The organism is Pseudoalteromonas sp. Z1A6 (assembly GCF_011378745.1).
Lineage (GTDB): Bacteria > Pseudomonadota > Gammaproteobacteria > Enterobacterales > Alteromonadaceae > Pseudoalteromonas > Pseudoalteromonas arctica.
Genome location: NZ_WTKW01000107.1, coordinates 1 through 12,479 on the forward strand (window position 1 = coordinate 1; position 12,479 = coordinate 12,479).

Consider the following 12,479-nt stretch of genomic DNA (forward strand, 5'->3'; position numbering starts at 1 on the left):
ACCCCGAGTTTTTTGAAAAAACTATATTCAGCTGTAGCTAAACAGCTTGTTTAAATGGATTACGAGTATCTTGGTGTTCCTCAAGATTACGCATTAAAATAGCATGCGCTAAGTTAATGTCTTCATCTAGCAGTATTTTTACAATGTGACCGGAGCCTTTAGCATCGCTAATACTTTCGCCCTTTTTGTTTTCCATATATTCAAGCTTAAAAGTAAAGTTACCTTGTGGTGTCATAAGCTCTAAAGAGTGGCCTGTACAAAATTTATTTTTAACGTCTATTTCAACTAATCCATTTTCGCAGCGCTCAAGTACTTCTCCCACAAATTGCTGCTTAGTTGATACCGAATGGCCGTATTCATAATTTTGATAATCTTGATGGGCATGGCGTTTTAAAAAGCCTTCGGTATAACCACGATGTGCTAGATTTTCGAGTGTTTTAAATAAGTTAGTATCAAATGGTTTACCCGAAGCTGCGTCGTCTATTGCTCTGCGATAAACTTGTGCTGTGCGCGCTACATAATAAAATGACTTAGTACGCCCTTCTATTTTTAAACTATGTACACCCATTTTTGTTAACTGCTCTACGTATTGCACAGCGCGTAAATCTTTTGAGTTCATAATATACGTGCCGTGTTCATCCTCAAACGCAGGCATATACTCACCAGGGCGACCTTGTTCCTCTAGCATAAATACATCGTTACTTGGCGCGCCTTCACCCAGTGTAGGAATAACCTGTTTGGGGTCAATTTTATGCACCATTTCGCCAGTTTCGTTCTCAACACCAGGTTTTACATCGTAATCCCAGCGACATGCATTAGTACATGTGCCTTGATTTGGATCGCGCTTATTTATGTAACCAGAGAGCAAACAACGCCCCGAATACGCCATACACAGTGCGCCATGTACAAACACTTCAAGTTGGGTGTCTGGGCAGAGTGTGCGTATTTCAGTTATTTCTTCGAGCGACAGCTCCCGCGATAAAATAACGCGTTCAATTCCCTGCTTTGCCCAAAATTGTACACTCGCGTAATTTACCGCATTCGCCTGTACCGATAAGTGGATCGGCATGGCAGGCCATTTTTCACGAACAAGCATAATTAAACCAGGGTCTGACATAATTAGCGCATCGGGTTTCATCGCAATAACCGGTTCTATATCACGTAAATACGATTTAACTTTAGCGTTGTGCGGTGCAATATTAGACACCACATAAAACTTTTTATTTTGCACATGCGCTTCACTAATTCCTACTTGCAGAGTATCTAGGTCAAACTCATTATTACGTACACGCAAACTATAGCGAGGCTGCCCTGCATAAACCGCATCTGCGCCATAAGCAAACGCGTAGCGCATGTTTTTTAAACTGCCTGCGGGGCATAATAATTCAGGAATAAAAGGCATTGAAGAAATAACGGGTGACATGTGCGCTCCATACATCAAACTGGGTTTAAGCCAGTTGCATAAGTAGTTAACCTAAACTCTGAAAAATAAATCTATCCCAAGCAGAATTCAGATTAGTCATTAACAAATAAGTAAACAGAAGCGCGGCAGTATAAATGCGGTCAATAATTTGCGTTTGATCGAGATCACAAAACGGCAACCAAACTGGTTTTTAATAAAATTAGGATTTTTCACTTAAAACGCGTATAATTCGCGCCCGTTAATATTCACACTTTTACTTAAAATTATTGGAGCATAAAGATGGCTTTAGAACGTACTTTTTCAATCGTAAAACCTGATGCAGTTGCTAAAAACCACATTGGCGCTATCTACAACCGTTTCGAATCTGCTGGCCTTAAAATCGTTGCAGCTAAAATGGTTCACCTTTCACAAGAGAAAGCTGAAGGTTTCTACGCTGAACATAGCGAACGTCCTTTCTTCGGTGCTTTAGTATCTTTCATGACATCTGGTCCAGTAATGGTTACAGTTCTTGAAGGCGAAAACGCTGTTCTTAAAAACCGTGAAATCATGGGTGCTACTAACCCTGCTGAAGCACTAGCTGGTACTTTACGTGCAGACTACGCTGATAGCATCGACGAAAATGCTGTTCACGGTTCTGACGCTGTTGAATCTGCTGCTCGCGAAATCGCGTACTTCTTCGCTGACGAAGAGCTTTGTTCACGTACTCGTTAATTCGAATTCGTTAACATATTGAAAAGGGCTTTCGGGCCCTTTTTTAGTCATTACGTAAAGTATTAATCAGAAACTCATGATGTTTTACTTAATGATTAAAGTGAGTGAATTGTGTACAATTCGTCCTCGTAAATTTTATCTCCACCGTCACCGATTGAGGTTGTTTCATGACCGAGCAAAAAAAGATTAACTTATTAGATTTAAACCGAGAAGCAATGCGCGAGCTATTTGCATCGTTCGGTGAAAAGCCGTTTCGTAGTGACCAGGTGATGAAATGGATTTATCATTTTGGCGTAGATAACTTCGACGATATGAGCAACGTAAACAAAAAGCTTAAAGAAAAACTTAAAGCTGAGTGCGAAATTGTAGCGCCAGAAATCACTGTGCGCCAACAAGCAAGCGACGGTACTATTAAGTACGCACTTATTCTGGAAGGCGGCCAAGAAGTAGAAGCCGTTTGGATCCCTGAAAAAGAGCGCGCTACGTTATGTGTATCATCACAAGTGGGTTGTGCTCTTGAATGTACTTTTTGTTCTACTGCTCAACAAGGCTTTAACCGTAACTTAAAAGTATCTGAAATTATTGGTCAAGTTTGGCGTGTAGCTAAAGATATAGGCCTTGATGGTCATAGCGAAAAGCGCCCAGTAACTAACGTTGTAATGATGGGTATGGGCGAGCCTTTACTTAATCTTAAAAACGTAGTGCCAGCAATGGAACTAATGATGGACGATTGGGGCTTTGGTTTATCTAAGCGCCGCGTAACATTAAGTACTTCAGGCGTTGTACCTGCTCTTGATTTACTAAAAGAGAAAATTGACGTAGCACTGGCTATTTCACTTCACGCACCCGATAACGCACTGCGTGACATTTTAGTGCCAGTTAATAAAAAGTACCCTATTGAAGAATTTTTAGCCTCGTGTCGTCGTTATATCGATGGCTCAAAAGCAAATAAAGATGTAACGGTTGAATACGTTATGCTTAACGGTATTAACGACAGCACCGATCAGGCGCATGCATTAGTGCAAACGTTAAAAGGCACACCTTGTAAGGTAAACCTTATTCCGTTTAACCCGTTTCCGGGTAATGAATACACGCGCTCAAGCAATAGCCGTATTGACCGTTTTTCAAAAGTATTACAAGCAGCAGGCGTTACCTGTATTGTGCGCCGAACTCGCGGTGACGATATTGACGCTGCTTGCGGACAGTTAGTAGGTGATGTAGTTGACCGTACTAAACGTTTAGCTAAAAAGAAAATGCGTGACGATAACGCAATTAGCGTTAATATCCACCAAGCATAATCTGTAACCACCCTATGTTAATTAGTCATGTAGGGTGGTTAAGTTGTTTATTTTTAAATAAATGATGCAACAACAAAGGTTTTAGGTAAGATAGGCGCCATGGACTAAAAATAAAGAGATAAGGTAATGCGATCTATACTTGCTATAACACTATCAACACTTGCCTTAAGTGGCTGTGTTAGCGAAAGTAGTTATAACGGCAGTAATAAGCCCGTCGTCGAAAATAAAATTAATAATACTGGCGCAGCACGAACACGAATTGCTTTAGCCCTACAGTATTTAAAAACGGGTAATAACTCTCAAGCCAAATACAATTTAGAACGTGCAGCTGCATTTGCTCCTGACCTACCTGAAGTACATTACTCTCTTGCTTATTACTATCAACAAGTAGGCGAAAACCCGCTAGCTGATAAAGCCTACCAAAAAGCACTCGAAATAAAGCCTGACGATCCTAATACCCTTAATAACTACGGCGTGTTTTTATGTGGTATTGATGAATACGATCGTGCAACTGATCAATTTTTAAAAGCCATTGAAGTACCAAGTTATATTCGCGTTGCCGAAAGTTACGAAAATTTAGCCTTGTGTGCTATTGAATTTGATGATTTTGAAAATGCAGAAAGTTACTTTCAACAGGCACTTAATCACAGCTCTCAGCGTACATCTACGTTAATTAGTTTAGCAGCGCTGTATTACGCAAAAAGTGACTTATACAAAGCCAGTGAACTTTTAAAACGCTACGAAAGCACAGGTCGAGTATCTTCTCGCGCATTAATGCTTAGCTACCTTGTAAAAAACAGAATGGGCAGAATAGAAGAGGCTGAAAAAATTTCCAGCACTATCTTACAAACTTACTCTAGCAGTAACGAAGCCTATGCATTAAAAGAGAAAAGAACACGTTTTAATGAGTTTGAAATACTGCGAGAAAAATACCGTAAAGCGCAGTTAAAAGAACTAAAAAATGACGAAAGCGGCGCGCACGTTAGTTCAAAACCAAAAATAAAAGTAATCAGAAAGAAACGTTCACCACAAGACGGTTCAACAAGCTTGGTAACAAACGACGAGCAAAAAACAGATAAAAAGCTCGCAATAGCAAATAACCAAGATGTAAATCCAGTTATAGTAAGAGAAAAGCAAGCTAAGGCGGTAAAAAACACGGTCAGTAAGCAAGCCGATGAAGCAACCGTAATAGCAAAACAAATAACAACTCAAAAAGAAGATGCTCCTAAAGTCGTCGCGCCAAGCAACCCTACCGATACATCGGCTGTTATGCTTGCACTTACTACTAAGCACGACTCTGCAGATTCCGTAGTAGCTGCACCTAAAAAAGCTAAGCCCGTTTACGAACCTCAAAAAGAAGTTATAGCAACAAAACAACCAGCTAAAGCCGATGACGAAGTTACAATAATTTCGTTTGGCGCACCTAAAACAGGCCAGTTTAATTCGCAGCAAACAAGTAACTATAGTAATTCAGTTCCTGCAGTTACCGCTCAAAAAAATAGTAGTGACGTGGTATTCTACGAAGCGACTAAAAATACAACTGTATTTAAAAATAGCAGCTATCAAAATGATGCAGATATTGAATTTAAAAGTTACGAAGCAGTACAAAAAACAGAGCTCCCAATGCTTAACCCTAAAGTATCGCCTTTACGCGTGCCATTTCACGTAATTGCTGTTGGCGAAAACCTATTTAGCATTTCGGTGCGATACAATGTTAAACTACAAAAGCTCCTGCAATGGAATGGTCTAAAAGAGTCGGATCGGGTAATGAATGGAAGTAAAATATACCTAAACGATCCAAATATTTATTACGAAATTAAAGCTGGTGATTCCCTTTACGATATAGCTACCCAGCGGCATGTATTAATTGATGAATTAATGCGATGGAATAAATTAAGTCCTGATATAGCACTAAAACCAGGGCACAAACTTTTACTAGTGGATCCAGACTCATACACATTATGAATGAAGAAAATACGCAAACACAGAGCGAACAGCCAACTGTAGGCCAGATATTAAAAAATCACAGAGAACAAGCGAACGTTAGCATAGCGACTATTGCTGCACCGTTAAAGCTGTCTGAACTTCAAATTAAACGCCTTGAAAATGATGAATTTACATTACTAGGCCCTATTACTTTTGTTAAAGGCTATATAAAAAACTATTGCCGTGAATTAAAAGTAGATAGCGCACCTATATTAGCAATGATGCCAGCCCCACCGGAGCCGGCTAAACCCGCTAATATGCAGAGTTTTTCACGCCGTACAGAAAAAGAAGCAAACGACAGCCGCTTAATGTTTTTTAGCTATTTAATTTTAGCGATTGTTATTGGCTCATCTGCTTTATGGTTTTGGCAAAACGCGACACCTATTGAAGAGCAAACGAGTAACATAAACGTTGCCAACTCAAAAATGAGCGAGCGCCAAGCCGCTCAACCCAGTATTTCAGAGCAACAGCAACAAGCCGAAATTGACGATGAATCATTATTAGAATCACAAAGCACGTCTAGTGAAACATCAACAAGCCCAGAAATAGTTAAAGAAACGGCTCCTATTGCTTCTAACAGCGCAAGTCAAGACGATGCTAGCAGTACAATTGTCATGAACTTTAATGGCGAAAGTTGGGTTGAAATTTACGACGGCGAAGGCGAGAAAATAGCATTCGGCGTTAAAAAAGCAGGCTACATTATGACCGTAAGCGGTACGCCTCCTTTTTCAGTTGTGCTTGGTAAGCATGACGCTGTAGACATTACTTTAAACGGTGAACCTGTAGATGTTTCTGCATTTCCTCAAAACCGTTTAGCCAAATTTACATTACCACTAGCAGAGTAGTCGCTATGTTTTCAGAATCTCCAATTAAACGCAGAAAATCCACCCGAATCAATGTAGGTAACGTCCCTATTGGTGATGGTGCCCCTATTGCAGTGCAATCAATGACCAACACCGACACCATGGATGTTGATGCAACTGTTGCACAAATACAGGCAATACAAGATGCAGGTGCCGACATAGTCCGTGTATCAGTACCAACAATGGATGCAGCCGAAGCGTTTAAAAGTATTAAAGAACAAGTAACGATTCCGCTAGTAGCCGATATTCACTTTGATTACCGTATAGCCTTAAAAGTCGCAAAATACGGCGTTGATTGCCTGCGTATAAACCCAGGGAATATAGGTAGTGAAGAGCGTATTAGAGCCGTAGTAGACTCAGCACGCGAGCATAACATTCCTATTCGTATTGGTGTAAATGGCGGTTCACTAGAGCGCGACTTACAAGAAAAATACGGCGAACCAACACCAGAAGCCTTATTAGAATCAGCAATGCGCCATGTAGATATATTGCGCCGCCTTGATTTTGACCAATTTAAAATATCAGTAAAAGCGTCTGACGTATTTTTAGCTGTAGGAGCATATCGCTTACTCGCTAAAGAAATAGACCAACCACTACATTTAGGTATTACCGAAGCGGGCGGCATGCGCTCAGGCTCTGTTAAATCTGCAGTAGGTTTAGGTATGTTATTAGCCGAAGGTATTGGCGATACCCTGCGTGTATCACTTGCTGCCGATCCTGTTCAAGAAATTAAAGTCGGCTTTGATATCTTAAATTCATTGCGCATTCGTTCGCGTGGAATTAACTTTATTGCCTGCCCTAGCTGCTCACGCCAAGAGTTTGATGTAGTAAGCACCATGAACCAACTTGAAGAGCGCTTAGAGGATATTATCGAACCTATGTCAGTTTCGGTAATTGGTTGCGTTGTAAATGGACCAGGTGAAGCGCTTGTGAGTGATATAGGGCTTGCCGGTGCAAATCGTCGCTCTGGTTTGTATATAAATGGCGAACGCCAAAAAGCGCGCATTGATAACAACAACATTGTTGATCAGCTTGAAGGTTATGTACGCGACTTTATAGAAAAAAAGCAGAGCCAAACACCGATTGACATAAAAATAGTCGAATAAATACCGTTTAAGGTGGCAAACCCCGTGGTTTGCCGTTTACCTTTATAGCTAGTGGATACCCAAACGACCCCAAGATACAGAATTCAGCGTTTCACAGGCTCTTAATATCAAGGCGTTACTTTGCAAGAATGGCAATCCCTTTTAAAAAGTAACAACGATGAGAGTAAGTGTCTGTGAACCGCCCAACGGGTTGGTTTAAAAGCGATTTATACTGCGTTATTGATTTTAACAATAGAACCACTATTACTTTCAATCAATGCCTTGCCTAAATCGCTTTTAATTCCAACTGAAACTCGCATCATGGGGTCATTTGGGTATATAATGACGGGTCAATTTTTAGCATTCTTGTTGTGTAAGCATTTTTCATTACACAAAAAAACAGCATTTAGGATTTATCAGTGGCAAAACAAATTCAGGCAGTTCGCGGTATGAACGATTGTCTGCCGGGCGATACACAAGTTTGGCAGAAAGTAGAAAACATTTTACGCGAGACAGTAGCATCGTTCGGTTATCAAGAAATTCGTTTTCCTATTGTAGAATCAACCGACTTATTTAAACGCTCTATTGGTGAAGTTACCGATATAGTAGAAAAAGAAATGTACACCTTTGCCGATCGCAATGGCGACTTATTAACACTTCGCCCAGAAGGCACCGCAGTATGCGTACGTGCTGGCAACCAAAATGGCTTACTATACAACCAAGAACAACGCCTTTGGTACATGGGTCCAATGTTTCGTCACGAGCGTCCGCAAAAAGGTCGTTACCGTCAGTTTCACCAATTTGGTTTAGAAACATTTGGTATTGCTACAGCAGATATAGACGCAGAAGTTATTTTATTAACAGCGCAACTATGGGAAGCCTTTGGTATTACTGACCACGTTCGTTTAGAGCTAAATTCTTTAGGGTCTAACGAAGCGCGTGCAGATTACCGTGATGCGTTAGTAGCCTACCTTGAGCAACACATTGATGTGCTTGATGAAGACTCAAAACGTCGTATGTATTCAAACCCATTACGCGTACTTGATAGCAAAAATCCAGACGTACAAGCAATTTTAACTGATGCGCCTAAATTGTCTGAAAATTTAGATGCTGAATCAAAAGAACATTTTGCAAATTTATGTGAACGTTTAGACGCTGCTGGCGTCTCATATACGGTTAATGAAAAGTTAGTACGTGGTTTAGACTACTACAACCGCACTGTATTTGAATGGGTAACCGACAGTTTAGGTGCACAAGGCACTGTATGTGCTGGCGGACGTTACGATGGCTTAGTTGAACAACTTGGCGGCAAAGCAACGCCAGCAGTTGGTTTTGCAATGGGTCTAGAGCGCTTAGTATTATTACTACAAGCACTTGAGTGTGTAGGTGACATTCGTCGTAATGCTGATGTATATTTAGCAGCAATGGGCGACAAAGCAAGCATTCAAGCACCTGCAATTGCAGCGCAACTACGCAAAGACGTACCGGGTTTGCGCGTTATGGTACATGCGGGCGGCGGCAACTTTAAAAAACAATTAAAACGTGCTGATAAAAGCGATGCACTTGTTGCAGTGATTATTGGCGAAGATGAATTAGAAAAAGGCGTTGTGACCATCAAGTATTTACGCGAGCGTAAAGAACAAGTCACATTAGAATTAGAACAAGCTAAAGCGCTATTAGCTGAGCTTATTAACGGCTAAGCGAACATTAGAGGTAAGAATGGACATTTATTCAACAGAAGAACAACAAGCAGAAGCCATTAAACGCTTTTTCCGTGAAAACGGCATTTCACTTGCGCTAGGTATACTTGTTGGCCTAGGTGGCTTATATGGCTGGAAAGCATATAACCAAAACCAAATTACTACCGCTGAAAAAGCATCAGATTCATATACAACACTTGTTGAAAGCGATGATGTATTATCTTCAGCTGATGCGTTTATTAGCGAAAATAAAGATACAAACTACGCAACACTTGCAGCATTTGTAGCTGCAAAAGACGCAGTAGAAGCGAAAAAACTAGACGTAGCAAGCGAAAAGCTAAGCTGGGTTGTGTCTAATACGCCAAATACAGAATTAAAAGCAATTGCGATTACACGTTTAGCACGTGTTCAAATTGCGCAAACTAAATATGACGATGCATTAACGACATTAAATGCACCATTACCTGAAGCGTTCAATGCAAACGTGGCCGAGCTTAAAGGCGACATTTACACTGAGCAAGGTAATAAAGATCAAGCACGTACTGCATACCAAGCAGCAATAGATGCGGGTGGATTAACAAGTAACCCACTATTACAAATTAAGTTAGATGACCTAGCAGTAACTAGCCCAGCGGCATAAGGTTTTAGGCATGAAAAAATTTACAACAGCAGCTCTTGCCCTATGTATGGCAACATTGATGGGTTGTTCATCAAGTGATGATGAAGATGAACTAGTACTTCCTGAAATTGTAAACCAATTTGAAACTGACGTTGTTTGGCAAGAATCTGTAGGTGATGGCGTAGAGCATTATTTTTCTCGTTTAACACCCGCAGTTTACAAAGATACTGTGTATGTTGCTAGCCGCGAAGGCCAAGTAGAAGCGCTTTCGCTTGATAATGGCGATACAAAATGGGAAACCGATGTACGCCAAGACTTATCATTTTGGCCTTGGGCTAACAACGGAAATGCAAAATTATCAGGTGGTATTTTGCAAGCCTATGGTAAAATTTATATAGGTTCTGAACACGGCTTTATTATTGCTCTTGATCGCGAAACCGGTGAAGAAGTTTGGCGTAAAAACGTACCAGGCGAATCACTGTCTAAACCAACAGCAGGCGATGGCTTAATATTTGTAAATTTAGGCTCTGGTAAATTGTTAGCCCTTCACCCAGATACAGGCGAAGAGCGTTGGAGCTTTGAACAAGAAGTTCCACCACTAACATTACGCGGACAAAGCTCGCCAACCGTTGCTAACGGTGGTGTATTAGTAGGCCTTGAAACAGGCAAGCTAAGCGTATTAATTTCAGACAGTGGTTACTCAGCATGGAGCGCAGAAATTGCGGTTGCTAAAGGCGCATCAGAATTTGAACGCCTAGTTGACGTAGACACTCAACCACTTATTAGCGGTCCATACGCTTACGCTATAGCTTACAACGGCAACTTAGCTGCTGTAGATATTCGCTCTGGCAATGTTGTATGGAAACGTGAGTACAGCAGCTACCGCGAAATTGCGATGGATGCACAAACAATTTATTTAGTAGATAGCGATGGTGTTATTTACGCATTAGATAAAAATTCAGGTATTGAACGTTGGAGCCAACCCGCTCTACGTGGTTGGTACCTAACAGGGCCTGCAGTTGCAGGTAGCCACTTAGCTTTAGGCGACCAAGAAGGTAACCTACATTGGCTAAATAAAGAAACTGGCGAGCTAGTATCTCGTGAAGACTTTGACAGCTCGGGCTTTTTTGTTGAGCCAGTTGTTGCCGACGATAAGCTAATTTTATACACCCGTGATGGTGAAGTTAGTATGGTAAAAATACCAAACTAAGTTACTAATAGTCATATGGTTTTTTTAAGGCTTCGCACTGCGAAGCCTTTTGTTGTTTTTTAAAGAGGTAGTTTATGCTTCCCGTGATCGCTCTAGTTGGGCGACCCAATGTGGGCAAATCCACATTATTTAACCGTTTAACACGTACTCGTGATGCACTCGTAGCCGATTTTCCAGGTTTAACACGAGATAGAAAATATGGCCAAGCTAGTTACGATGGCTATGAATTTATCGTGGTAGACACGGGCGGTATTGATGGCTCAGAAGAAGGCATCGAAATCGAAATGGCAGATCAATCTCTGCTAGCCATTGAAGAAGCCGACATTGTTCTGTTTTTAGTAGATGCTCGTGTAGGTATGACCGTAGCTGACCAAGCAATTGCTAATCACTTGCGCAAGCAAGATAAAAAGTGTTTTGTTGTTGCTAATAAAACCGATGGTATTGATGCAGATTCAAACTGTGCTGAATTTTACCAATTATCATTAGGTGAAATTCATCATATTGCTGCATCGCATGGCCGTGGTATTACGTTATTACTTGAGCAAACACTTCAGCCGCTTATTGCTGAATTAGCTGCACAAGACGAAGACGTAACAGGCGATGACGAAGAGCTTATTAATCTTTACGAAGAAGATGAAGACAGCGATACCGATCACCAGGCATTTGCAGACAAACCTGTAAAGCTTGCAATTATTGGTCGCCCTAACGTTGGTAAGTCAACGCTTACAAACCGTATACTGGGTGAAGATCGCGTAATTGTATACGACATGCCAGGTACAACACGTGACTCTATCTACATTCCGATGACTCGAAATGAAAAAGAGTATGTGTTAATTGACACCGCAGGTGTTCGTAAGCGTAAAAAAGTAAGCGACGTTGTTGAAAAGTTCTCAGTAATTAAAACGCTTCAAGCAATCGAAGATTGTAACGTTGTGTTATTGATTGTTGATGCTCGCGATGGTATTTCAGATCAAGATTTAAGCTTATTAGGCTTTGCTCTTAACTCAGGTCGTTCATTGGTAATTGCAGTGAACAAATGGGATGGCTTAGACGATTACGTTAAAGATCGTATTAAATCAGAGCTCGATCGCCGTTTAGGCTTTATTGACTTTGCACGCCTACACTTTATATCTGCACTACACGGTACAGGTGTTGGTCATTTATTCGAGTCTGTTGACGAAGCGTATGAATCAGCTACTAAACGTATAAGTACTGCAATGTTACGTCGTATTATGGACATGGCTCAAGCCGATCATCAGCCACCACTTGTTCGTGGTCGCCGTGTTAAGCTCAAATATGCCCATGCCGGTGGCTATAACCCACCACGTATTGTTATTCACGGTAACCAAGTTAAAGATTTACCAGATAGCTATAAACGCTACCTGATGAACTATTACCGTAAAGCGCTTAAAATTATGGGCACCCCTATCAAAATCGAATTTAGAGAAGGTGAAAACCCATTTGCTGGCCGTGTTAATAAAGTAACACTGTCGCAAAAACGTAAAATACGTGCGTTTGCCAAAGAAAACCGTAATAAATAAACTTTTCAAGAGTTAGTTTATTACAATAAAAACGGCGTACTTT

At 40.9% G+C, this 12,479-nt stretch carries 10 protein-coding genes; 9 read left to right on the plus strand and 1 reads right to left on the minus strand.

Going from position 1 to position 12,479, the window contains the following annotated elements; translation table 11 throughout:
- Positions 1 to 37: 37 nt before the first annotated feature.
- Positions 38 to 1,423 (minus strand): tRNA 5-hydroxyuridine modification protein YegQ, encoded by a 1,386-nt coding sequence (gene yegQ, locus GQR46_RS08785; RefSeq protein ID WP_165728750.1) that lies wholly within the window; start codon positions 1,421 to 1,423, stop codon positions 38 to 40.
- Positions 1,424 to 1,702: 279 nt separating this feature from the next.
- Here yegQ and ndk point away from each other — a divergent pair, with 279 nt between their 5' ends.
- The 9 genes from ndk to der all read left to right on the plus strand — a co-directional run bounded on the left by ndk (position 1,703) and on the right by der (position 12,436).
- Positions 1,703 to 2,134 carry a nucleoside-diphosphate kinase gene (gene ndk, locus GQR46_RS08790; RefSeq protein ID WP_007377442.1) on the plus strand — a complete coding sequence of 144 codons (432 nt, stop codon included), beginning with the start codon at positions 1,703 to 1,705 and terminating at the stop codon, positions 2,132 to 2,134.
- A gap of 167 nt (positions 2,135 to 2,301) precedes the next feature.
- Positions 2,302 to 3,432, plus strand: coding sequence for a bifunctional tRNA (adenosine(37)-C2)-methyltransferase TrmG/ribosomal RNA large subunit methyltransferase RlmN (locus GQR46_RS08795; RefSeq protein ID WP_007583420.1), 1,131 nt, complete (start codon positions 2,302 to 2,304; stop codon positions 3,430 to 3,432).
- Positions 3,433 to 3,558: 126 nt separating this feature from the next.
- Positions 3,559 to 5,397: a type IV pilus biogenesis/stability protein PilW gene (pilW, locus tag GQR46_RS08800; RefSeq protein ID WP_165740735.1), complete on the plus strand. Its 1,839-nt coding sequence runs from the start codon at positions 3,559 to 3,561 to the stop codon at positions 5,395 to 5,397.
- A complete protein-coding gene (locus tag GQR46_RS08805) occupies positions 5,394 to 6,263 on the plus strand; it encodes a RodZ domain-containing protein (protein ID WP_007583424.1) in 870 nt (289 codons plus the stop codon). Before pilW ends, GQR46_RS08805 begins: the two co-directional genes overlap by 4 nt.
- A 5-nt stretch (positions 6,264 to 6,268) precedes the next feature.
- The gene (ispG, locus tag GQR46_RS08810) at positions 6,269 to 7,387 is read left to right on the plus strand and encodes a flavodoxin-dependent (E)-4-hydroxy-3-methylbut-2-enyl-diphosphate synthase (protein WP_007583427.1); all 1,119 of its coding nucleotides are present in this window, start codon (positions 6,269 to 6,271) and stop codon (positions 7,385 to 7,387) included.
- Between the two features lie 398 nt (positions 7,388 to 7,785).
- Entirely contained in the window at positions 7,786 to 9,066 is a 1,281-nt protein-coding gene (gene hisS / locus GQR46_RS08815) for a histidine--tRNA ligase (RefSeq protein WP_007583429.1), read from the plus strand.
- 19 nt (positions 9,067 to 9,085) lie between these two features.
- Positions 9,086 to 9,706: a tetratricopeptide repeat protein gene (locus tag GQR46_RS08820; protein WP_165740736.1), complete on the plus strand. Its 621-nt coding sequence runs from the start codon at positions 9,086 to 9,088 to the stop codon at positions 9,704 to 9,706.
- 10 nt (positions 9,707 to 9,716) lie between these two features.
- Positions 9,717 to 10,895 carry an outer membrane protein assembly factor BamB gene (gene bamB / locus GQR46_RS08825; RefSeq protein WP_165728755.1) on the plus strand — a complete coding sequence of 393 codons (1,179 nt, stop codon included), beginning with the start codon at positions 9,717 to 9,719 and terminating at the stop codon, positions 10,893 to 10,895.
- A 74-nt stretch (positions 10,896 to 10,969) separates the two neighbouring features.
- Complete coding sequence (der, locus tag GQR46_RS08830) at positions 10,970 to 12,436, plus strand: ribosome biogenesis GTPase Der (protein WP_024592997.1); 1,467 nt, start codon at positions 10,970 to 10,972, stop codon at positions 12,434 to 12,436.
- The last annotated feature ends 43 nt before the right edge of the window (positions 12,437 to 12,479 follow it).